The organism is Dyella thiooxydans, from assembly GCF_001641285.1.
Taxonomy (GTDB): domain Bacteria; phylum Pseudomonadota; class Gammaproteobacteria; order Xanthomonadales; family Rhodanobacteraceae; genus Dyella_A; species Dyella_A thiooxydans.
Map to the genome: position 1 here is coordinate 3,782,600 of NZ_CP014841.1, position 20,932 is coordinate 3,803,531.

The window sequence follows — 20,932 nt, forward strand, 5'->3', positions numbered from 1 at the left end:
GGAGCGTGATCCGTGTGGTGGTCGGATAGGCACATGACCAGGATTTCCCAGAAGTTTCCCGGCCCCCCGGTGCGGCGGCGCGGGGTGTCCGCGTTGCTGCCGGGCCTGCTGGGTCTGCTCGGCTTGTTTGGCGGCGGCCTGCTGGTGCAGCGTGTCGCCCACGCCTCCGCCGACGCCGGCGGCATCAATCTGCATCCGGTGACCCTGCGCCTGCCACCGGACGCGCCGTTGAGCGCGGTCGCACGACTGGGCAAGGCGCTGTTCTTCGACCCGATGCTGAGCGGCTCGGGCCGACAGTCGTGCGCCTCCTGTCACAGCCCGGCGTTCGGCTACAACCCGCCCAATGCACGCGTCGTGCAGGCCGGCGGCATGTACATGAAGCAGGCCGGGTTCCGTCCGCCCCCTTCACTGGCCTACCTGTATCGCCAGCAGCCGTTCGGCATCGGTCCGGATACGGTGGACAACGACGTGCCGGTCAATCTGGACAGGCTCGCTGCGTCGGTCCGCAATGACTCGCGTGCCCGCAAGTCCGCCGGCACGCGGCCGGCCGGCGTGGCGATGGTGCCGCAGGGCGGGCTGTTCTGGGACGGTCGTGCCGACTCGCTGCAGCGGCAGGCGATCATCCCCATGCTCAATCCGGTGGAGATGGCCAACCGCGACGTGGCCTCGGTGGCGAAGAAGCTGGCGCGAAGCCGCTACCGCGCCACCTTCGCCCAACTGTTCGGCCCGGGCATCGTCGACGATCCGGCGCAGCTTGTGGACGAGGCGATGTTCGCGATCGGCCGCTTCGAACTCGAGGACCCGTCATTCCACTCGTTCACCAGCAAGTACGACGCCTGGCTCGAGGGCCGGGCGCGGCTGACGCCGTCCGAAGCGCGCGGGCTGGCCCTGTTCAACGATCCGCACAAGGGCAATTGCGCCGCCTGCCACCTGAGCCGACCGAGCCGCGACGGCCTGCCGCCGCTGTTCACCGACACCCAGTACGAGGCGCTGGGCGTGCCGCGCAATCCGGCGATCCCGGCCAACCGCGATCCGCGCTTCTTCGACATGGGCCTGTGCGGACCATTCCGTCGCGATCTGGCCAGCCAGACCCAGTACTGCGGCATGTTCCTCACGCCGACCCTGCGCAATGTGGACCGCCGCAAGGTGTTCTTCCACAACGGCGTGTACCGCACGCTCAGACAGGTGCTGGATTTCTACAACCTGCGCGCGGTGGCGCCGCAGAAGATCTATCCGCGCGGCGCGGATGGCCAGGTGGCGATCGACGACGATCTGCCCGTGGCCTATCGCGGCAACATCGATACCGCCGACGCGCCGTTCGACCGCCACGTGGGCGATCAACCGCCACTCAGCGAACGGGACATCGATGATCTCATCGCGTTCCTGCACATGCTGGATGACGGCTACGCGGCGCGGCCCGCTTCGCCCCGCGCGGGGACATCGGCACGATAGCCGTACAACACCGGGCGCGGGGCCGGGATGCCACCCGCGTCCGTGCCGGTTACCCTGAGGGCATGGACCTAGCACGCACCGCCGCCGTTCGCCGGCCACTCCGTTTCGCCCTGTTCCTGACGACCCTGCTTACCCTCGGTGGCTGTGCGACCGCACCGCCGCGCAACACCGGCAACCTCTGCCAGGTGTTCGACCAATACCCGGGGTGGTACCACGACGCCCGCGATGCGCAGAAGCGCTGGGGCACGCCGGCCAACGTGCTGATGGCGTTCGTGCAGCGCGAGTCCGGCTTCCGGCAGAAGGCACGGCCCGACCGGCCGTGGTTCCTGTTCATTCCCCTGCCGCGACGGTCCAGCGCGTACGGCTATGCGCAGGCGCAGGATCCGGTGTGGAAGGAATACCGCAAGGAGAACGGCGGCTGGTTCAAGCGTCGCACCGACATGGAGGACGCGCTGGATTTCCTCGGCTGGTACACCGATCGCATCCACCGCGAGCTGGGTATCTCCAAGTGGGATCCGAAGCACCTGTACATCGCCTACCACGAGGGCATCGGCGGCTACCGCTCGGGCCACTGGAAGCGCGACCGCCACCTGCTCGAGACCGCGGACGAGGTGGACCGGCGCGCGCGCGAGTACGGTGCCCAGCTGCGGCGCTGCCGATAAGGCCAGTACTGCAGCAGATGGTGGCCCGGGCATGAAAAAGGCGCCCGCAAAGGCGCCTCGTCCACCGGCCGTCGCGGGATCGCGGGCGATCCCGGGCGGCAACCTCGGGATGGGTCAGGAGGTCGGCGTGCTGTTGTTGTTGCCGGCGAAGTCGATCACCAGCGTCACGCGGCGATTGTTGGCGCCGGCGTCGCGGATCTGCCCCTTCTCCACCTGGCGGTTGCTGGATTCGCCGTAGCTGACGGCACGCACCTTGTCGGCGGACAGGCCACCGGTGTTCACCAGGTAATCGCGCACCGCGTCGGCGCGCTTCATGCCGAGGCGTTTGTTGAAAGCGGCCGAGCCGGCCGGGTCGGTGAAGCCTTCCACGGTGATCACCGCATCGGGATGGTGCTGGGTGATGACCTTGGCGAAGTCGTCGAGCAGCGGCTTGTCCTGGTCGCGCAGCGTGGAGTCGCCGAAGGCGAAGTGTGCCGCGGTGTCGACGTTGATGCGGCCCTGCATCGCGGTGATCTGCGCATCGTACTTGGCGAAGCGCTGCTGCATGTCCTGGGTGAGCGCGTCGATCTCCTGCTGCTGCTTCTGGTCGTTGGCGCGAAGCTCGCTGATCGCCGCGTCGAAATCCGTTTTCTTCACGTAGTTGGAACATCCGCCCAGCGCGATTCCCATCAGGCAAAGCGGAACGAGTGCGAGGCGTGCGGTCTTGATGCTCATGGCTTGTCTCCTCATGCAGCGGGCCCGTAGCGAGAGGTCGCTCGCATACTTCAGGCCGTCTCCGGCGCACCTGCGTCGTCCCCCTGCACGCGCCGATGCCGGCCCCCGAGGCTAACCCGAGGCACCGCCGGCCAACTGAACCGATCCGCACCAGGAGGGACGGAGCGGCCAGGTCGTGACGCATGGCACGTGTCGTGCACGTGATTGCCCCGCGAACGCAGCGATGAGGCGCCACGGTGCCGCCGCCGGAAGGGACCGGGTGCGGAGACCCATGCCGTCATGCATTGCAGCATGCCCGACCGGCGACGGGCTGATTGTGCGCTTGGCTTGGTGCCATACTGGACCGATCAGCACCCACAAGAGTGGGCGCCACGCGGATGCGGGGACAGGGATGAAGCTGAGTGCGTCGGCAAGACGAGGCGGGACATTCCTCACGGCACTGCTGGTGCTCGTGGTCATTTCGCTGGCGATCAACCTGGTGATCGCGGGCACCGAACAGCGGGCACTGCGCCGGCAGGCGCAGGCCGACAACGGCAACGTCGTCGCGCTCATCGCGCGCACGCTCGATGACGATCTTTCCCGCGTTCGCGGCGATGCAACCACGCTGGCCCAGACCTTGGTCGCCGAGCAGGTGCTGCAGGACGCCGGTCCGGCCATGCGCTCGCGTGCCGAGCGCCTGCTGCGTGCCCTTGCCGATGCACGGAACGATTACGCCCAACTGCGTCTCATCGGTGCCGATGGCCGTGAAGTGATCCGCGTGGACAGCCATGACGGGCTGATCGAGATCGTTCCTCCCGAGCGTCTGCAGGACAAGAGCCAGCGCCCCTATGTCCAGGCCGTGGCGAGGCTGCAGGCCGGACAGGTCTATGTCTCCAGGCTCGACCTCAACATCGAGCACGGGCGTGTTGTCGAGCCGCACGAACCGACCCTGCGCATCGGGACGCCGGTGTTCTCCGGCGACGGGCGGCGCCTGGGCATGGTGGTGATCAACGTCGACGGCAGTCGCCTGTTGCGGCGCTTCGTTGCCGACGCGCGGCAGGCGCACGGCAGCGTCTGGCTGGCCGATGCCGACGGCAACTGGCTGCACGGCCCCGACCCCGAGCGAGACTGGCGGTTCGCCGTGCCAGGTGCCCGGCGCGCCGGACTGGATACGGATCAGCCCGGAGTCTGGGCGGTGGTCAAGGGGCAGCACGAGGGGCAGCGGCGTGGCGCGTTCGGCCTGCTGACTTTCGATCAGCTCGCACCGGCCGGCAATGACCGGGTCCAGCAGGACTCGGCGGTCGGCTTGCGCATCGTCGCGCTGGCAGCTGATCCGACGCTTGCTTCGATCCTGCTCGATCGCGCGCATCTGGTCGGCTATGCACTGACGTTGCCGGTGCTGCTGTTGCTCGCGGCCTGGCTGGCGCACTTGCGTATGCGCCTGAGCGGCGTAGAGGCCGAAGTGGCGGCCAACAGTCGCCTGCTGAAGGACATCTTCGACCATTCGCGACTGTCGATGAAGGTGAAGGATCTGCAAGGCCGGATCGTGCGCGCCAACGACGCGGCCGGTGAACTCCTCGGCCGGCCGCCGGACCAGTTGATCGGACAGACCGTCGAAGCCGTCGCCACCGAGGCCACTTCCGCGATCATCCGCCAGCACGATCGCGAGGTGATCGACAGCAGAGAGGTGACCACCTACGAGGAGTCGGTCGAATACCTCGGCGGCAGCTTCACGCTGCTCACCACCCGTTTCCCGGTGACCGACGACGGTGGCCGTGTCGTGGGGGTGGGTGCAATGTCGCTGGACATCACCTCGCGCATCCGCATGGAGCAGTGGCTGCGCGTGGCGAAGGACCAGGCCGAGGCGGCCAACACCGCCAAGGCCGCCTTCCTGGCCAACATGAGCCACGAGTTGCGCACGCCGCTCAACAGCATCATCGGGATCGGCGAACTGCTGCTCGAGCAGGCCGAGGAAGAGGATGACGATCCGCTGACGGTGGAGTCGCTGCACCGGGTAGTCGGGGCCGGGCGCCACCTGCTCACACTGATCAACGACATCCTGGACATCTCGCGGATCGACGCCGGTCGGGTGGAACTGGTGCTGGAGCCGATCCTGGTGAGCACGCTGGCCGAGAGCGCGTTGAGCACGCTGCAGCCGCTGGCGGTGGCCAACGGCAACCGGCTCTCGATGGTGGTGGCTGCGGATCCGGGAGTGGTCGCGATCGATGCGGTGCGCATGCGCCAGGTGCTGATCAACCTGCTCGGCAATGCGATCAAGTTCACCCGCGATGGCGAGATCACCCTTCGGCTCGAGCGCGACGTGGACACCCTGCGCATCGCCGTGAGCGACACCGGCATCGGCATGACCCCCGAGCAGATGGAGCGCATTTTCGCCCCGTTCGAGCAGGCCGACCGGTCGATCACGCGCCGCTTCGGCGGATCCGGGCTGGGGCTGGCGATCAGCCGCCAACTGGTCCAGCTGATGGGAGGCTGGATCGCGGTGGAGAGCGAGCCGGGGCGGGGGAGCACGTTCACGGTGTCGATCCCGGTCGGCGCATTCGAAGCGCCCTCGCGGGATCCCGGACCGGCCGTCCCGGACGGGCCGTCGCGCGATTCGCTGGTGCTGGTGGCCGATGATGACGAGGATGCCCGACGGTTGCTGATCGGCGCACTGGAGCGTCACGGTTTGCCGGTGATCACGGCCTGTTCGGGGGCCGAAGCGCTGCAGCAGGTTCGCAGCCAGCGGCCGGCGGTGATGCTGCTCGACATACTGCTCGGCGACATGAGCGGCTGGGACGTGCTCGCGGCACTGCGTGCCGATCCGCTCTACGCCAACCTGCCGGTGATCCTGTGCACGGTGACCGATCCGGACCACCGTACTGCCGCGCTCGGCGTGGTCGAGCACATGACCAAGCCGGTCGATCGCGACCAGCTCGTCAGACTGGTCAAGCGCTTTGTCCGGTCCGGCCCGCAGTCGAACGTGCTGGTGGTCGACGACGACGATCACTATCGCGAGCAGCTTGCCATGGTCCTGCGTCGTGCCGGCTGTCGCGTGCGCATGGCGGCCAACGGGCAACAGGCACTGGCGCACATGGAGCAGGAGCCGCCCGACCTGGTGCTGCTGGATCTGGTGATGCCGGTGATGGACGGGCTGGAGGTGATCGGCGCGATGCAGGGGCATCCGCTGCTCGCCCATGTCCAGGTCGTGCTGGTGACGGCGGCCGATGTGCCGCAACACACGGTGCAGAAGCTCAACGAGAGCGCGGTGCTGCTGGTCAGCAAGGCGGAGGTCGGCCTCGACTGCATTGCGCGCAAGGCACGCGATCTGCTCGATCGCGTGGAGAGCGAGGCCCGTGACGCGGGGACGCACGGATGAATACGGTGCTGTACGTCGAGGACGACGAGAACAATGTGTTCATGCTCACCCACCGGCTGCGCCGGCACGGGATTCACGTGCAGCACGTGGAGGATGGGGAGCGGGCGCTGGTCGCGGCGGCGTGGGAGCCACCGGCGGCGGTATTGCTGGACATCAATCTGCCCGGTATCGACGGCCTGGCCGTGCTGCACCGCCTGCGCAGCGACGCGGCCACGCGCACCCTGCCGGTGATCGTGGTATCCGCCTCGGTACGCGAGCAGGATCGTGCCCGGGCCATGGGTGCGGGCGCCGATGCCTTCGTGCCGAAGCCGATCGACTTTCCGCACCTGCTCGAGGTGTTGTCACGCTGGGTCACGGTCGAAACCTCGTCCGGAGGGCAGGCATGAACGCGGATGTGCACGTGCTGGTGGTCGACGACAACGAGAACAACCGCTTCATGCTGGTGCGGTATCTGCACCGGCTGGGCTTCCGTCAGATCGCCGAGGCGGATGACGGGACCAGCGCGCTCGCGCGGATCCGCGAGTCACGCCCGGACCTGGTGCTGCTGGACGTGATCATGCCGGACATGGACGGGGTGCAGATGCTGGAGGTGCTCCGGCGCGAGGGACGCATGGGCGACATGCCGGTGATCATGGTCTCGGCGCACGACACCAGCGAGATCGTCGTGCGCTGCATCGAACTGGGTGCCGAGGATTACCTGACCAAGCCGATCCAGACCCCGATGCTGCGTGCGAGGGTGATGGCGATCCTCGAGAAGCGGCGTCTGCGCGAGATCGAGCTGGAGTTCCTCACCCACTTCGATCCGGATACCCGACTGCCCAACCGCCATGCGCTGATCGAGCGGATCGAGCGGCTGGTTGCCGGTGGCCGCCGCTTCGCACTTATCGCGATCAGCTGCCGCAACCATGGGAGCATCGCGCTCAGTTCGGGGGAAGACGACGCCACCGCCGGGCTGCGCGTGCTCAACGATCGTATCCAGGCCAGCGCATTGCCCACCGATATCGTTGCCCGGGTCGGCGACGGCACGCTGGCATGGCTGTTGCCCGACGTTTCGCCCGACCACGTCCTGCTGCGCGCGGTGGAGGATGTTCTGTCCGGCGATGCGCATGGTCGCGCCGGCATCGCCAGCGACTGCACGGCGGCCATCGCCTCCGGTCCCCCGGTGGACGCGGGCGAGGGTGCCGGTGATCTGCTCAGGCTGGCCATGAGCGAGGCGATGCGTGTCTCGCCGGAGTCCAGCGAACGTGTGCTGATTGCCGATTCGGCCCTGCGCAATGAAGCGCGCGAGGCTCTGGCGATGCTGCGGGATGTGGAGCGGGCATTGGCCGAGGGCGAGCTGCTGCTGTACTTCCAGCCGATCTTCGACCGTGATGCCCAGCGCCTGGTCGGAGCCGAGGCCTTGCTGCGGTGGATGCACCCGGTACGTGGCCTGCTGCCGCCCGGAGCCTTTCTAGGCGCGGTGGAGGCCTCCCCATTGATGGAAACCCTCGACCTCTGGGTGGTGACGACCGCCAGCCAGGCGCTCGCGTCCTGGCAGCGGTATCTGCCCGAAGACTTCCGCCTGCACGTGAATCTCACCGCGCACGGCATCATGTCGGGCCGCTTGCCCGGTCACGTCGAGCAGGTCGTGCCGATGCCGTTGCGTCGCAACTTGACCCTCGAGCTCACCGAGCGCGTGCACGTGGTCGACATGCCCGCCTGCGTGGGAGCGCTGCAGCAGATCCGCGCCCTGGGCATCCAGGTGGCGCTGGACGACTTCGGCACCGGGTTTTCCTCGCTCAGCCACATCAACCTGCTGCCCTGCGACCTGCTGAAGATCGACCGCAGCTTCGTCACCGGAGTGCAGGGAGACCCCAAGCGCCGGCGCCTGCTGAGTTCGCTGATCGGCATGGCGCAGGCTCTGGAACTCGGCGTGGTGGCCGAGGGCATCGAGCATGGGGACGAGCTGCAGGTATTGCAGGAACTCGGTCCGCTGCAACTGCAGGGCTACCTGCTGGGCCGCCCGATGCCGGCCGGCGAGCTGCTCGCGCGGATGGGTGGCTGATCCACTGCACCGGGCTGCAACCGGTGGCAGCCGGCAGCGTCACCGGGCAAGATGGGCGACCGGGTGCGGCCACGTTGCCGCACCCGGCCATCCCCGGGAGCTGCCATGGAACCGCAACCCCACATTCATTGCCCGCTGTGCCGCTGGGAGCCGCATGTCGACTCCCGGTGGGTGTGCACGCCCACCGAGCCAGGGGCGGGCTGCGGCACCCGCTGGAACACGTTCTGGACCGCCGGATGTTGCCCGGGATGCGGGCATTTCTGGTCCCGGACCCAGTGCCCGGCCTGCAAGCAGGCATCGCCGCACCAGGACTGGTATCACTATCCGCCCGATGGCCAGGCCGGGCATCCGCGCCGCAAGGCACTCGAAAAGGTGGACTGACCGCACGCCAGCCAGGGTATCCGCCTCAGTCGCGGGAACCTACGGCCGCCGCCGGCGTCCATGCATCTTTACCTCTCCAACTCCGGACTCACCATGACCCTGCACCGCTCTCTGCTCCTCGCCTCGTTGTTCACCGCCGCCACGCTCACGCTGGCGCCACTCTCCGTCGCGCACGCCGACGAAACCCTGGGTGGCAAGCCCATCCCGGGCCTGTGCATGATTTCGCGCGAGGCGGTGTTCGCCCAGTCGAAGGTCGGGCAGGCCGCCAGCGACCGCCTCAAGCAGCTGGCCGGACAGGCGCAGAGTCAGCTCGGCAATGAGCGCGGGCCGCTGCAGAGCGATATCCAGAAGTTCCAGCAGGACGCGCCCAAGCTGGCCGAGGCGCAGCGCAAGCAGCAGGGCGAGGCACTGCAGCAGCGCATGCAGCAGTTCCAGCAGAAGGCCGGCGAGCTCAACGAGCGCATCCAGCTGACCCGCTCGAAGATCATGCAGCGCATCGCCCAGCAGGCCGAGCCGATCGTGGCATCGACCTACACGAGCCACGCCTGCGGCCTGCTGCTGAACCGCGACGCGGTGCTCGGCGGCAACGTCAGCAACGACCTGACCCCGGACGTGGTGAAGGGCCTGGACGCCAAGATCACCAGCCTGAGCTTCAGCCTCGAGCCGCTGCCGGCGCAGGCGCCGGGCGGCAAGTAAGTCAGTCGGCCAGGCACGCAGTGGCGGGTGCCCCGGCATCCGCCACTGCGCGACGGCGCTACCGGGTCATCCCGGGCGGACGCATGGCGCGATGTCCAGCAGCGAGTCGATCCTCGCCCGCAGCGCCTGCACGGACATCGGGGCCCGTATGCCTGTCCGGAACGCATCTGCCCGGATGATCACGCCTTGACGCATGGCGATCGTGTCGGCCTCGTCGCCCTCGAAATCCAGACCGTCAACGGGCACGAGTGCTCGAAGAAACAGCAGGTAGTCGTGTCCCGGGAGGTAAGGCCGCTGGCCGGCGTAGGCATATGAGAGCCTATGCCCCTGGATCTGCACGCTGCCGCCGATTCGCCAGACCTGGACGGTGGATCCGGGAGGGCGCCCCGCCCCCGGCTTGAGCCACTCCTGCACCGCGAACGTGGTGCGGGTCAGCACCGCGCCGTACGACGGCGTAGTGAAGCCGCGATGGCCGAGGGCGCGCCCGACGAGTATCTCGGAGGCGTGGCAGTAGGCATCGTGCAGAATCGCGTTCGCCATCCCGATGCGCCGGGGGAGCGGCCCGGCGGGCAGTTCGCCACTGCCGAACATGCCCTGTCCGCGACCGTCGTCGGGCATGCTGCGGAGGTCGTTGTCGGGCAGGTGCCAGCGCGCCTGCATGGCGCGAATGGCGTCGCCGTCGCGGGCATCCTGGCTGCGGGCGGGTAGGATCATGGCCGCCATGCAGGCCACGAACGCGAAAAGGATGTGGCCGCCCGGGATGCGCGGATTCATCGCGCCATCGCCGCCGCTTCGACCGACGGCGCACGGCAGTGGCGATTGATGTATTCGCGTTGCGTCGGCATCGCCGCGGCGACTTCGGCGATCACCTGCCGCAGGCTCGCCAGGCGGCTGGCGGCGTCGACTCCGGTGCGCAGGTCGGCCAGCGGGTCGTGGCGTTCCGGCCACACTTCCTGGCCGACCATCACCGCCAGCCAGTTCGGGTTCTGGAACAGTTCCAGGCTCTCGGCCACCAGCCGCCCGTGGCCGCGGAAGTGCGCCAGCTTGTAGGCGAGCGGCTCGGGGATCTCCATCGTCGCCACGTGGCGCCACATCGGCTCGTCGCGGGTGTTGGCGTGGTAGTGCAGGATCAGGAAGTCGCGGATGCGCTCGTATTCGGCGCCGGTCAGGCGGTTGAATTCGGCGGTGGTCACCGCGTCGAAGTCGCGGTCCGGGAACAGCGCCAGCAGGCGGGTGATGGCGGTCTGGATCAGGTGGATGCTGGTGGACTCCAGCGGTTCCAGGAAGCCCGCGGACAGGCCGATCGCCACGCAGTTGCGGTGCCAGAAGCGGCGCCGCCGTCCGGTGGCGAAGCGCAGCGGCCGCGGGGTACCCCGCGGCTTGCCGGTGAGGCTTTCCAGCAGCACGCGGGTGGCGGTGTCGTCGTCGGTGAAAGCGCTGCAGTACACGTGGCCATTGCCGACCCGGTGCTGCAGCGGGATGCGCCACTGCCAGCCCGCTTCGTGGGCAGTGGAGCGCGTGTAGGGCGCGAACGTGTCGTCGTGTTCACAGGCCACTGCCACCGCGCGGTCGCAAGGCAGCCAATGGCGCCAGTCCTCGTAGCCGGCGTGCAGGGCCTCCTCGATCAGCAGGCCGCGGAAGCCGGAGCAGTCGATGAACAGATCGCCCTCGATCGTCGCGCCACCGTCGAGCCGGACGCGTTCGATGAAGCCGTCGTCCGCACGCAGATCGGTGCCGACGATGCGGCCCTCGGTGCGCCGCACGCCGCGTGCCTCGGCGTAGCGGCGCAGGAAGGCCGCATACAGGCCGGCGTCGAACTGGTAGGCGTAGTCCAGCGTGGAGAGCACCTGGCGGCGGTCGGTCGAGGGCAGGGTGAACTTGCCGTCGCGCGCGGCGACCCAGGCCAGCGAATGGTCCTCCAGCGCGGACGTGTCGCCGCGCGAGCGCTCGCGCAGCCAGTAGTGATGCAGCGGCACCTTGTCGAACTCGGCGCCGATCTGGCCGAACGGATGGAAATAGCGGTGCCCGGCGCGGCCCCAGCCGACGAACTCGATACCGAGCTTGAACGTGCCCTGGGTCGCGGCGAGGAAGGTGTTCTCGTCGATGCCCAGCGTCTGGTTGAACAACTTGATCGGCGGGATGGTCGCCTCGCCCACGCCGATGGTGCCGATCTGCTCGGACTCCACCAGCTCGATCCGGCAACTGCCCTGCAGCGCCTGGGCCAGCGCGGCGGCGGTCATCCAGCCAGCGGTGCCGCCTCCCACGATGACGATGCTGCGTATGCGGCGATCGGTCGGTTCCACAGTGCTGCGCCCCGGTTCATCGTTCGGAGTGACGATTCTAGGGCGAGCCGGGGATGGAAGGGTGGCGGCTATTTGCGTTCTGTCGCCGTCTTGCGTGCCGGTATCAGCGCGAACAACACCTCGTTGGCAGTCACAGCCGAAGCGCTGGCGATATCGCTGGGCGTGTCGCGCGTCGAGTTCGCCTTGTAGCCGCGTGCCTGCAGCTGCCGGAGCAGGTCGGGTGCCGGCACGCGGACGATCGGTGCGAGGTCGTCCAGCGAGGCGCGGGTCATCAGGGCGACCGCCTGGAACGCCGGATTGCCGGCGCGGCCCTTGCCCGCGGACAGCGCGAAAGGCACGGCCACGACCAGCGAGAGCACCAGTGGAACCAGCAGTGTCCGGCGCCTGGCATAGGCCAGCAGCGGCTTCCAGTTCTTGATCATGTGCAGGGCGAACGGCGCCAGCAGCAGCATGCTCAGCCATTCGTGCATGCTGTGGAAAGTGGCCGAGGACCAGTGGAAGAACAGTGCCACGCCGGAGACCGCGGATACGAAGAAGAGCCCGACCGTGAGCGGCGTGCCGTAGCGGTGCATGAAGTTCCTGAACACGGGATTCCTTGGATGGGGCGCGGGGACATGTTTTGCAAATGATAGCTATTCGCATTTAAGTGCTCAAGCGGGTGATGCGTCCGCCCGGCGCGGCAGCGGTCGGGTGATAGAGTGGCCGCCCTTTTCCGACGGCATCGAACGCAGGAGTGCAGAACGTGACGACGCATCAGGTCCCCTATCCGATCGGCACGCCCGGAACCCCCTGGGGGCCCGCGGAAGTAGCCGCCTGGCGTGCCGGACAGCAGCGCCGCCGCAGCTACGCGGAGGACGTACTCCGGGTGATCGATCGCTTGCGCGAGCGTTTCGACGTGAGTGAATACGGGCGGCTCGACTACGCTGCGGACAGCTATACGCTGTTCGCGGTGCGCAGCCCGGACTGGCGCGACAACCTGCCGACCGTCCTGGTTACCGGCGGCGTGCACGGCTACGAGACCAGCGGTGTGCATGGTGCGCTGCAGTTTCTCGAGCGCGAGGCGGCCCGCTACGCCGGACGGGCGAACCTGCTGGTCGCGCCGTGCGTCAGTCCTTGGGCGTACGAGCGGATCCATCGCTGGAACCCGGACGCGATCGACCCGAACCGCTCGTTCAGGGCCGACAGTCAGGCCGGCGAGTCGGCCGCACTGTGGCGCCTGCTGGCGCCTTACAGCGACAGCGCGCTGTTGCACATCGACCTGCACGAGACCACCGACAGCGACGAGTCCGAGTTCCGGCCCGCGTTGGCGGCGCGGGATGGCGTGGACTTCGAGCCGGGCGAGATTCCGGACGGTTTCTACCTGGTGGGCGATACCGAAAACCCGCAGCCGGCCTTCCAGCAGGCGATCATCTCGGCGGTCGAAAAAGTCACCCACATCGCGCCGGCCGACGAGCGTGGCGAGATCATCGGCTCGCCGGTGGTGGCGCCGGGTGTCATCAATTACGCGCTGAAGCAGCTCGGACTTTGCGCAGGCATCACCAATGCCCGCTACACCACCACCACCGAGGTGTACCCGGACAGCCCGCGCGCCACGCCGAAGCAGTGCAACGATGCCCAGGTTGCCGCGGTGTGCGCGGCGATCGATTTCGCGTTGGGCTGAGCGTTCGCGTCAATTCGCACGCTTGCCTTCGACCGGTCCCCGGCTGGCGGCCTCGGCCCCGATCGCGAAGCCTCCGGGTCGGGTAGCCGAAAAGGCACGTGGCGGCGGGCCTCGCAGTGATCGTAAGATTCTGCGGATTCGGGGCCGCGGGGGTGGTCATGCGTGTGACGTTGAAGTGGGCCGGCCGTGTCGCGGCGGTCGTGTTGCTGCTTGTCGTGGCCTTGCTGGCCACCGTGTATGCCATGAGCGAGACACGCATGCGCCGCACCTGGCAGGCCCGGGTGAGCGTCCCCTCGGTGCCTTCCGATACCGCGGCGGTGGGTCGCGGCGAGCATCTGGCGACGATCCGCGGATGCCGTGGTTGCCATGCACCCGACATGGGCGGAGCGACCTTCGTCGACAGCCCGGCCGTGGCGAAGCTTTCCGGCACCAATCTCACCCCGGGCAGGGGTGGGGTACGGCTGGATGACGAAGCGCTGGTGCGTGCGATCCGTCACGGGGTGGGACCAGGCGGCCGCTCGCTGCTGTTCATGCCGTCGCAGGAGTTCAGTGCGCTGAGCGAAGCCGACATGGGCGACCTGCTGGCCTACCTGCACAGCCTGCCACCGGTGGACCGCCAACTGCCGCCTAATCGGGTAGGACCGCTCGGGCGTCTGTTGTTCCTTGCGGGCAAGGTGCCGTTGCTGCCGGCCGAAGTGGTCGACCACGACACCCGTCCAGCACAGCCGCAGCCCGGGCCGACCGCCGCGTATGGCGACTATCTGGCGTCGGCCTGCAAGGGCTGCCACGGAGCCGGACTGTCCGGGGGGCACATCCCGGGGACGCCGCCGGACTGGCCGGATGCGGCCAACCTGACACCCGATCCGAGCGGTCTGGCGGGGTGGAGCGAGGCCGATCTGCGCCGCGCGTTGCGTGAGGGTGTTTCCAGGGATGGCCGCGCGCTGAGGACCGATTTCATGCCGGTGCGCGAAACCCGGCATCTCGACGACGAAGAGATCGCCGCCCTCTACGCGTACTTCCGAAGCGTGCCGGCCAAGGCGCGCGGCGGGCGGTGAGCTGCCGCTCGCCAATGGTCGCTGGTCACCGAGCCTGAGCGCAAAGCTATGGTCGAGCGGATACTGGATTTCTGGTTTGTCGAAGCCGGCGAGGGCGCCTGGTGGGCCGGCGACCCTGCCTTCGACGAACTGGTGCGCAGCCGTTTCGGCCGCGTGCTGGCGCAGGCATCGTTTGGCGAGCTTTGGGCATGGCGGGCCAGGCCGCGTGGACGGCTGGCAGAAATCCTGGTGCTGGACCAGTTTTCCCGCAACATCCACCGCGGCACCCCGGCGGCGTTCGCGTGCGATCCGATGGCACTGGTGCTGGCCCAGGAAGCGGTTGCGGCCGACGCATTGGGTGCGCTGTCGCCGATCGAGCGCTGCTTCGTGCTGATGCCCTACATGCACAGCGAGTCGCCTGCGATCCATATCGAAGCCGAACGCCTGTTTCGGGAGCATGCCCCGCCGGGCAACCTCGAGTTCGAATTGCGCCACAAGGCGATCATCGATCGCTTCGGTCGCTATCCGCACCGCAACGCGATTCTGCGGCGGCCTTCGACACCCGAAGAGCTCGCTTTCCTCGACACCACCGGCTCCAGCTTCTGAGCGGGCCGGATCGGCTGGCCCGGCCTGCCGTGAGACACCCGGTGCCGCATGGACGTGAGGCACAATCGGAAGCTTCGCCGCTGCCGGTTGCCGCCATGCAACTTCGTGATGCCACGTCGGACGACGCGCCCGCCGTCCTTGCCCTCAACGAGTCGTTCGTGGCGGTATTGAGCCCGCTGGACCGGCAGCGCCTGGAGCACCTGGCCGGGCAGGCTGCGGTATACCGCGTGCTGGAGCGCGAAGGACATATCCTCGCCTTCCTGCTTGCCATGCGCGAAGACGCCAACTACGACAGCCCCAACTACCGCTGGTTCGCCGAACGCCACCGCCGCTTCCTCTACATCGATCGCATCGTGGTGGCGGCCCAGGCGCGGGGCGCCGGGCTGGGGGAGCTGCTTTACCGCGACGCCCATGCACATGCACGGGCCGGACAGGTGCCATCGCTGGTCTGCGAGTTCGACATCGCTCCGCCCAATCCAGCCTCGGAACGCTTCCATGCGCGTCTGGGATTCCGGGAGGTGGGTCGTCAGACCCTCGGTGGGGGCAAGCAGGTCTCGCTGCAGATGCTGGACGTGGGATCGGCCACGCCCCTGTCCCACGGCTGAGTCGGTCCGGCTCAGTCCGCCCGTTTGCCGGCCACGATCCGGTTGCGCCCCTGCTGCTTGGCCAGATAGAGCGAGCGGTCCACTTCGGCGATGAAGCTCAGTGGCGGCTCGTTGTCGTCCGGGATGCGGGTGCCCACGCCCATGCTCACGGTAAGCACCCCGGCCACCGGTGAGGCGCTGTGCGGAATCGCCTCGGCGGCGATGGCATCACGGCAGCATTCGGCGACCCGCAGCGCCGCATCCGCGTCCGTATCCGGCAGCACCAGCACGAACTCCTCGCCGCCGAAACGCCCGAGGAAATCGCGCGGTCGGCCGGTGGCGGTATCCAGCAGGCGGCCGACGCGACGCAGGCAATCGTCGCCGGCCACATGGCCGTAGCGGTCGTTGTACTGCTTGAAGTAGTCGATATCGATCATCACCACCGACAGCGGACGCCGACTCTCGCGTGCCTGGTGCCACTCGCGCTCGAGCACGCTCTCGAAATGACGACGATTGCCCACGCCGGTCAGGCCGTCCTTGAAGGACAGTCTTTCGAGCTCGCGTTGCAACTCCAGCAGCTTCTGTTCGGTCTTCTTGCGCTCGCTGATGTCGAACATGAATCCGACCAGCGCCTCGACTTCACCCTGCTCGTCGCGGACCACGTGCACGACGTCCCGGATCCACACGTAGCGACCGTCCTTGGTAAGCGCCCGGTAATCCGCCTCGTGGTCGACCCCCGCCCTGGACTGCGCCACGCAGAAGTCCACTGCCCATGCCCGTTCGTCCGGGTGCATGCGCGTGGCCCAGTCCTCCACCGTCTTCCAGCTGGAGGGTTCCCATCCGAGCAGTTCCTCGATCTGCGGGCCGATGTAGCTGAACGTCGCTGTCGCCCAGTCGATCCTCCATGGAATGGCGCGGGTCGACTCCAGCAGGGTCTTGTAGACGGCCGGGTCGGTAGCCAGGGTCGGGTCGGGGCCGTCGTGCGGTTGGCTGGAGTCGGGCATGAGAGTGCGCGTGTCGGATGGAGGTCGGATCATAAGCAAAACCCGGACCATGCGCTGCCCGGGCGGCCCCGATCATCGGGAGGTCCTGTCGGCGGGCGCGCCGCGGCGCAAGTCGTCGTACTCGGGACGATCGGGAGGGCGTGCAGGGTGTCGGCTTGCGCCTACACGGCTTCATCCTTTTGGCCTATTGGCCGAGACTTTCCGCAGTAGCATGCTCCGGGAATAGCACCTACCTGGACCAGGACGGCCGGGCGGCCAGCACAGCGGATGATGCGGAAGCCCTGGGCAGGATGCAAGCGCGATTCTTCGTGGTGGGGCAACCACCCCCGTTGCCCTTCTCTTGACGCCCGGCCCCGGGCGTCCTTTCTATTCTGTGCGGAGCGGACGGCCATGCTGGAAGTGCGCGACAGCAAGAACGGCTTCATCGTCTACGACAGCGATGCGGACGAAGAGGTCATGGTCTTCACCACGCAGCGCGATGCGGATTCGTTCGTCGCCGAGCTGGTGATCGCCGAAGAGCACGCCAAGTTGCAACGCTGGTCGTTGGATCGGGTGCCGGCCACCTGGTGAGCCTGCCCCGGGGCCGTCCTGCGACGGTTTCCGCCCACGCAGCCGGGCCGGCCTCCCGCAACAGGGCACAATGGCGCGATGGTCATCCACGCGCCCCGAATGAATATCCCCCGAGCTTTCTTCATGTCCGACCTGCACCTGGAGGCAGGTCGGCCGGAACTGACAGCGATCCTCCAGCGGTTTCTGGCCGACTGCCCTGGCCGTGTCGATGAGCTGTTTCTCCTCGGCGACATCTTCGAAGCCTGGATCGGCGACGATGACGATGCGCCGTGGCTCGTGCCGGTGGTCGACGCGCTGCGGCGTGCCAGCGATGCGGGGGTACGCATCTTTTTCCAGCACGGCAACCGCGATTTCCTGCTGGGCGAGGCATTCGCCACACGTGCCGGGATGATCCTGTTGCCGGAGTCGCTGGCGCTGGACCTGGGCGGGGTCGCTACGGTGCTGTGCCACGGTGACGCGCTGTGCACCGACGACGTGGACTATCAGGCGTTCCGGGCCCGCTCGCGCGATCCCGCCTGGCAAGCCCAGATTCTGGCGATGCCGCTCGACGCCCGTCGCGGACTGGCGCGACAGCTGCGCCAAGAGAGCATGGACGGACAGCAGCGCCGGCTTGCCGAGGATGGTGTGCTGACCGATGTGAACGAGGCGGCGGTCCGTGACTGCATGCACGACCATGGTGCGATGCGACTGATCCATGGCCACACGCATCGGCCCGCCGTCCACGGCGTGGCACTCGATGGCGGAAGCGGCGAGCGCGTGGTGCTGGCCGACTGGCGTTCCGAGGGCGAGGTACTGGAGGTGCGGTCCGACGGAAGCTTCCGCCGCCATACGCTCAGGGGCTGATCGACTCCCATTGTCGCCAGAGGTCGTCCAGGACGTGGCGGACATGCTTTTGCAGCCGGGCTCTGGCTGCCGCTTCGCCCTTGCCCGACCGGATGGCATCGCGCAGGCCGGTGCACAGCGCTTCGCCATCGTCGTCGCCGATCGCCAGAAAGACGTTCTTCATCTCGTGAAGCAGGCCGGCGGTGTCGCCGCGGCCGTCGCTCTCTTCCAGCACCCGATCCAGCCGTGACAGCTCGCGGTGGCCGAGACGGATGTAGTTGCGCACCTCGTCGGAGGGTGCAAGGGTCCGCAGCAGGCCGATCGAGATGCGTCCGGTCGCGGCTCCGGCCCCGGACGTCGCCGTCGTCCCGGTCGCCGGTCCGGCATCGCCGACCGCCGCCAGCAACCGGTCGAGCGCGATCGGCTTGGTCAGGTAGCCCGACGCCCCTGTCGCGAGGGCACGCTGCACCACCTCGGCGTCCGAGTCGGCACTGAGCATGACCAGTCGCGGTCGCGGGCCAGCCTGCGCCTTGGCCAGGGCCGCCAGCACGTCGAGCCCGGACATGCCTGGCATATGCACGTCGAGCAGCAGCAGGTCGAACGTGTCGCCATGCTGCAGCCGGGCGATCACCTCGTTGCCGCTACGGGCGGTCGAGACCACGTGACCGGCGCGCTCCAGCAGTCGGGTGACCACTTGCCGGTTGGCCTCGTTGTCGTCCACCACCAGGCAATGGCGCGGCGGAAAGCGGCGGCGGTGGTCCTCGAGCAGTTGGAGCACGTCCGCGTCGCCCGGCAGCGGCGTGCCCGTCGGTGCGCGTTCCAGTGGCAGCTCCAGGCGGAACACGCTGCCGCCGCCCTCGCGGTCGCGCACGCTTATGGTGCCGCCGCTGTGGCGTGCGAAGCCTTGCACGATGTGCAACCCGAGGCCGACACCATCCTCGCGGCGCGTGTGACCGTAGCTGACCTGCACGAAGGGATCGAAGATCCGTGCCCGGTCGGCGGCAGGGATGCCGGGCCCGCTGTCGGCGACCTCGAGCGTGATCTGGCGATCGGTGCACGCTGCATGCAGCGACACGCGCCCGCCCTCCGGCGTGAACTTGATGGCGTTGCCGAGCAGGTTGGTCAGCACCTGCTCGAGTCGACCGGCATCGCCGATGGCCAATAGCCCTGCCGGATTGTCGTCGTGCAGCGTGACGGCGAGTTCCCTGCGGTCGGCCAGCGGCTTCATCATTTCGAAGGCCTGCCGGACGACCTGGCGTAGATCGAACGGCTCGCGCGCCAGCCCGAAGCGGCCCGCGTTCAGGGCGGCCACGTCCAGCACATCGTTCACCCTCTGCAGCAGCGAACGGGCGTTGACCTGCACCGCGCGCAGGCTCGCGCGATCGTCCACGGACAGGCGCTCCGGGTCGATCAACGAAGAGGCATGGATCACCGTGTTGAGCGGCGTGCGCAGCTCATGACTCATCGTGGCCAGGAAGCGGCCCTGGGCGTCACGCGAGGCGAGGGCCGATTGGGATACTTCGGCCAGCAGTGCGAGCAGCCGGTTTACCGTCATCGGCAGGCCGCAGAGCAGCAGCAGCGCGAACGGGATGAATGCCGGTCGCACCGCCCAATAGCCGGGGGGTGCGGCCAGGCCCACCACCAGTACGGTGCTGGCCATGCAGGCGACGAATGCCCGCCGTCCCAGGCGGGCACCGACCAGGATGGTGGTGAATGGCAGCACCGCGATCATAGAGATCGAAATGTTCCAGGCCAGGTGCAGCATCAGGCCGATGCCCAGCACGTTGGCGATGGCGCCGGCGGTATCGACCCGGTCGCCGTCGGGAATCCATCCGCGCCTTACGCCTATCGCCCAGGCGATGGCCAGCCACAGCAGCAGGGGAACCCAGGGCAGCAGCCGCGCGGCCTCCAGCGGCAGGGTGTTGCCCTGGCTCGGCGGGCCGGCGAAGCGCGCCCACCAGACGGTCCACAGAGAGACCAGCGCCAGGAAGCCGACGCGGCGCAGGCTTGCCTGCCGTTCGCCGTAACCTGCCACCACCCGATCGAGCCGTTCGTTGGCGAGGCGTTGTGCGATCTGACGCAGGGAGGTCGAAGGTGCCAGGGTCGGGCGTTCCATGGAATCCGGTGGTCGAAGGGGCATCGAGGGACATTCTCGCAGCGTCGTGTTCACGCTGTCCGCCCGGTGGATTGGACCGGGCCGGCGCCGGCCCCGATCATGTCCGGCAACCGTGCACTACGCGGCGCCGACGGCGCTGCGCTGCACCTTCGCCTTTTACCGTCATCCGGGACACAACCGTGACAACCATGAAGACGATCGGACTGCTGGGCGGCATGAGCTGGGAATCGACCGTTCCCTACTACCGCCTGATCAACGAGGCCGTGAAGCAGCGGCTGGGCGGCCTGCACTCGGCCAGGTTGCTGCTGCACAGTGTGGATTTCGCCGAGATCGAAGCGTTGCAGCGCAGCGGTGACTGGGAGGCTGCCGGACGCCAGCTCGCGTCCGCAGCGCGGGGTCTGGAGACGGCCGGAGCCGACCTGCTGTTGATCGGCGCCAACACCATGCACCGGGTCGCCCCGGCGGTGGAGGCGGCGATCGGCATTCCCCTGCTGCACGTGGGAGATGCCACCGCGCGGGCGGTGCGTGCGGCGGACATCGTGCGCGTGGGGCTGCTCGGCACGCGCTTCACGATGGAGCAGGCGTTCTATGTCGATCGCCTTGCCGCGCACGGACTGGAGGTGCTGGTGCCGTCGACCGCCGAGCGGGAGGAGGTGCATCGGGTGATCTACCAGGAGCTGTGCGCCGGTCGATTCGAACCGTCTTCGCGTGCACGCTTTCGCCAGGTCATGGCCGGTCTGGTGGCGCGCGGTGCGCAGGGCGTGATCCTCGGCTGCACCGAGATCGGCCTGCTGGTCGATGCGGGTGACGCCAGCGTGCCGCTGTTCGACACCACACGCCTGCATGCCCTGGCTGCTGTCGAGGCGGCGCTGGGCGGTTGAGCGACGCATGGCAGCCATCGCGCGGTCGGCCGTTCCGCGCATTGGATG

The 20,932-nt window shown here is 68.2% G+C and carries 20 protein-coding genes; 14 read left to right on the forward strand and 6 right to left on the reverse strand.

The window, feature by feature from the left end:
* Positions 1 to 33: 33 nt before the first annotated feature.
* Both ATSB10_RS16995 and ATSB10_RS17000 read left to right on the forward strand, forming a co-directional pair.
* Positions 34 to 1,452, forward strand: a complete 1,419-nt coding sequence (locus tag ATSB10_RS16995) for a cytochrome-c peroxidase (RefSeq protein WP_063673906.1) — start codon at positions 34 to 36, stop codon at positions 1,450 to 1,452.
* Positions 1,453 to 1,514: 62 nt separating this feature from the next.
* Positions 1,515 to 2,114: a transglycosylase SLT domain-containing protein gene (locus ATSB10_RS17000; RefSeq protein WP_063673907.1), complete on the forward strand. Its 600-nt coding sequence runs from the start codon at positions 1,515 to 1,517 to the stop codon at positions 2,112 to 2,114.
* 114 nt (positions 2,115 to 2,228) lie between these two features.
* On the opposite strand, the gene ATSB10_RS17005 is transcribed toward ATSB10_RS17000, so the two are convergent.
* A complete protein-coding gene (locus tag ATSB10_RS17005; protein WP_063673908.1) occupies positions 2,229 to 2,828 on the reverse strand; it encodes an OmpA family protein in 600 nt (199 codons plus the stop codon).
* Between the two features lie 391 nt (positions 2,829 to 3,219).
* Between ATSB10_RS17005 and ATSB10_RS17010 the strand changes: the two genes are divergently transcribed.
* The 5 genes from ATSB10_RS17010 (at position 3,220) to ATSB10_RS17025 (ending at position 9,304) form a co-directional block, all read left to right on the forward strand.
* Positions 3,220 to 6,183 carry a response regulator gene (locus tag ATSB10_RS17010; RefSeq protein WP_169816728.1) on the forward strand — a complete coding sequence of 988 codons (2,964 nt, stop codon included), beginning with the start codon at positions 3,220 to 3,222 and terminating at the stop codon, positions 6,181 to 6,183.
* Positions 6,180 to 6,569, forward strand: coding sequence for a response regulator (locus ATSB10_RS17015; protein ID WP_063673910.1), 390 nt, complete (start codon positions 6,180 to 6,182; stop codon positions 6,567 to 6,569). The genes ATSB10_RS17010 and ATSB10_RS17015 overlap by 4 nt, the downstream gene beginning before the upstream one ends.
* Positions 6,566 to 8,227, forward strand: coding sequence for an EAL domain-containing protein (locus ATSB10_RS17020; protein WP_063673911.1), 1,662 nt, complete (start codon positions 6,566 to 6,568; stop codon positions 8,225 to 8,227). The genes ATSB10_RS17015 and ATSB10_RS17020 overlap by 4 nt, the downstream gene beginning before the upstream one ends.
* Before the next feature lie 105 nt (positions 8,228 to 8,332).
* Entirely contained in the window at positions 8,333 to 8,608 is a 276-nt protein-coding gene (locus ATSB10_RS19100; RefSeq protein ID WP_083966275.1) for a hypothetical protein, read from the forward strand.
* A gap of 93 nt (positions 8,609 to 8,701) precedes the next feature.
* Positions 8,702 to 9,304 carry an OmpH/Skp family outer membrane protein gene (locus ATSB10_RS17025; protein ID WP_063674551.1) on the forward strand — a complete coding sequence of 201 codons (603 nt, stop codon included), beginning with the start codon at positions 8,702 to 8,704 and terminating at the stop codon, positions 9,302 to 9,304.
* A 66-nt stretch (positions 9,305 to 9,370) separates the two neighbouring features.
* On the opposite strand, the gene ATSB10_RS17030 is transcribed toward ATSB10_RS17025, so the two are convergent.
* The 3 genes from ATSB10_RS17030 to ATSB10_RS17040 form a co-directional block, all read right to left on the reverse strand.
* Complete coding sequence (locus tag ATSB10_RS17030) at positions 9,371 to 10,078, reverse strand: hypothetical protein (RefSeq protein WP_063673912.1); 708 nt, start codon at positions 10,076 to 10,078, stop codon at positions 9,371 to 9,373.
* Positions 10,075 to 11,607 (reverse strand): tryptophan halogenase family protein, encoded by a 1,533-nt coding sequence (locus ATSB10_RS17035; RefSeq protein ID WP_063673913.1) that lies wholly within the window; start codon positions 11,605 to 11,607, stop codon positions 10,075 to 10,077. The genes ATSB10_RS17030 and ATSB10_RS17035 overlap by 4 nt, the downstream gene beginning before the upstream one ends.
* A gap of 68 nt (positions 11,608 to 11,675) precedes the next feature.
* A complete protein-coding gene (locus tag ATSB10_RS17040; RefSeq protein WP_236886448.1) occupies positions 11,676 to 12,194 on the reverse strand; it encodes a DUF4405 domain-containing protein in 519 nt (172 codons plus the stop codon).
* A 146-nt stretch (positions 12,195 to 12,340) separates the two neighbouring features.
* Here ATSB10_RS17040 and ATSB10_RS17045 point away from each other — a divergent pair, with 146 nt between their 5' ends.
* The 4 genes from ATSB10_RS17045 (at position 12,341) to ATSB10_RS17060 (ending at position 15,512) form a co-directional block, all read left to right on the forward strand.
* On the forward strand, positions 12,341 to 13,267 hold the full coding sequence (locus tag ATSB10_RS17045; protein WP_205631069.1) for a M14 family metallopeptidase: 927 nt from the start codon (positions 12,341 to 12,343) through the stop codon (positions 13,265 to 13,267).
* Positions 13,268 to 13,425: 158 nt separating this feature from the next.
* The gene (locus tag ATSB10_RS17050) at positions 13,426 to 14,322 is read left to right on the forward strand and encodes a c-type cytochrome (protein ID WP_083966276.1); all 897 of its coding nucleotides are present in this window, start codon (positions 13,426 to 13,428) and stop codon (positions 14,320 to 14,322) included.
* A gap of 48 nt (positions 14,323 to 14,370) precedes the next feature.
* Positions 14,371 to 14,907 carry a DUF924 family protein gene (locus tag ATSB10_RS17055; RefSeq protein ID WP_063673915.1) on the forward strand — a complete coding sequence of 179 codons (537 nt, stop codon included), beginning with the start codon at positions 14,371 to 14,373 and terminating at the stop codon, positions 14,905 to 14,907.
* 95 nt (positions 14,908 to 15,002) lie between these two features.
* A complete protein-coding gene (locus ATSB10_RS17060; RefSeq protein WP_063673916.1) occupies positions 15,003 to 15,512 on the forward strand; it encodes a GNAT family N-acetyltransferase in 510 nt (169 codons plus the stop codon).
* 11 nt (positions 15,513 to 15,523) lie between these two features.
* Here ATSB10_RS17060 and ATSB10_RS17065 read toward each other — a convergent pair whose 3' ends face one another.
* Positions 15,524 to 16,495 (reverse strand): GGDEF domain-containing protein, encoded by a 972-nt coding sequence (locus ATSB10_RS17065; protein WP_063673917.1) that lies wholly within the window; start codon positions 16,493 to 16,495, stop codon positions 15,524 to 15,526.
* Positions 16,496 to 16,885: 390 nt separating this feature from the next.
* Between ATSB10_RS17065 and ATSB10_RS17070 the strand changes: the two genes are divergently transcribed.
* Positions 16,886 to 17,065: a hypothetical protein gene (locus ATSB10_RS17070; RefSeq protein WP_017460495.1), complete on the forward strand. Its 180-nt coding sequence runs from the start codon at positions 16,886 to 16,888 to the stop codon at positions 17,063 to 17,065.
* 78 nt (positions 17,066 to 17,143) lie between these two features.
* The gene (locus tag ATSB10_RS17075) at positions 17,144 to 17,908 is read left to right on the forward strand and encodes a UDP-2,3-diacylglucosamine diphosphatase (RefSeq protein ID WP_236886449.1); all 765 of its coding nucleotides are present in this window, start codon (positions 17,144 to 17,146) and stop codon (positions 17,906 to 17,908) included.
* Here the strand turns inward: ATSB10_RS17075 and ATSB10_RS17080 are convergent.
* Positions 17,898 to 20,003, reverse strand: a complete 2,106-nt coding sequence (locus tag ATSB10_RS17080; protein ID WP_063673919.1) for a hybrid sensor histidine kinase/response regulator — start codon at positions 20,001 to 20,003, stop codon at positions 17,898 to 17,900. The genes ATSB10_RS17075 and ATSB10_RS17080 overlap by 11 nt on opposite strands.
* 188 nt (positions 20,004 to 20,191) lie before the next feature.
* On the opposite strand from ATSB10_RS17080, the gene ATSB10_RS17085 reads away from it, so the two are divergent.
* Complete coding sequence (locus ATSB10_RS17085) at positions 20,192 to 20,884, forward strand: aspartate/glutamate racemase family protein (RefSeq protein WP_063673920.1); 693 nt, start codon at positions 20,192 to 20,194, stop codon at positions 20,882 to 20,884.
* Positions 20,885 to 20,932: the final 48 nt, after the last annotated feature.

What these genes read in the sequence shown, in the direction of transcription:
- ATSB10_RS16995 (WP_063673906.1), top strand. Translation starts at nt 34, where the DNA reads ATGACCAGGATTTCCCAGAAGTTTCCCGGCCCCCCGGTGCGGCGGCGC.
- ATSB10_RS17000 (WP_063673907.1), top strand. Translation starts at nt 1,515, where the DNA reads ATGGACCTAGCACGCACCGCCGCCGTTCGCCGGCCACTCCGTTTCGCC.
- ATSB10_RS17005 (WP_063673908.1), bottom strand. Translation starts at nt 2,828, where the DNA reads ATGAGCATCAAGACCGCACGCCTCGCACTCGTTCCGCTTTGCCTGATG.
- ATSB10_RS17010 (WP_169816728.1), top strand. Translation starts at nt 3,220, where the DNA reads ATGAAGCTGAGTGCGTCGGCAAGACGAGGCGGGACATTCCTCACGGCA.
- ATSB10_RS17015 (WP_063673910.1), top strand. Translation starts at nt 6,180, where the DNA reads ATGAATACGGTGCTGTACGTCGAGGACGACGAGAACAATGTGTTCATG.
- ATSB10_RS17020 (WP_063673911.1), top strand. Translation starts at nt 6,566, where the DNA reads ATGAACGCGGATGTGCACGTGCTGGTGGTCGACGACAACGAGAACAAC.
- ATSB10_RS19100 (WP_083966275.1), top strand. Translation starts at nt 8,333, where the DNA reads ATGGAACCGCAACCCCACATTCATTGCCCGCTGTGCCGCTGGGAGCCG.
- ATSB10_RS17025 (WP_063674551.1), top strand. Translation starts at nt 8,702, where the DNA reads ATGACCCTGCACCGCTCTCTGCTCCTCGCCTCGTTGTTCACCGCCGCC.
- ATSB10_RS17030 (WP_063673912.1), bottom strand. Translation starts at nt 10,078, where the DNA reads ATGAATCCGCGCATCCCGGGCGGCCACATCCTTTTCGCGTTCGTGGCC.
- ATSB10_RS17050 (WP_083966276.1), top strand. Translation starts at nt 13,426, where the DNA reads ATGCGTGTGACGTTGAAGTGGGCCGGCCGTGTCGCGGCGGTCGTGTTG.
- ATSB10_RS17055 (WP_063673915.1), top strand. Translation starts at nt 14,371, where the DNA reads ATGGTCGAGCGGATACTGGATTTCTGGTTTGTCGAAGCCGGCGAGGGC.
- ATSB10_RS17060 (WP_063673916.1), top strand. Translation starts at nt 15,003, where the DNA reads ATGCAACTTCGTGATGCCACGTCGGACGACGCGCCCGCCGTCCTTGCC.
- ATSB10_RS17065 (WP_063673917.1), bottom strand. Translation starts at nt 16,495, where the DNA reads ATGCCCGACTCCAGCCAACCGCACGACGGCCCCGACCCGACCCTGGCT.
- ATSB10_RS17070 (WP_017460495.1), top strand. Translation starts at nt 16,886, where the DNA reads ATGCTGGAAGTGCGCGACAGCAAGAACGGCTTCATCGTCTACGACAGC.
- ATSB10_RS17075 (WP_236886449.1), top strand. Translation starts at nt 17,144, where the DNA reads ATGGTCATCCACGCGCCCCGAATGAATATCCCCCGAGCTTTCTTCATG.
- ATSB10_RS17080 (WP_063673919.1), bottom strand. Translation starts at nt 20,003, where the DNA reads ATGGAACGCCCGACCCTGGCACCTTCGACCTCCCTGCGTCAGATCGCA.
- ATSB10_RS17085 (WP_063673920.1), top strand. Translation starts at nt 20,192, where the DNA reads ATGAAGACGATCGGACTGCTGGGCGGCATGAGCTGGGAATCGACCGTT.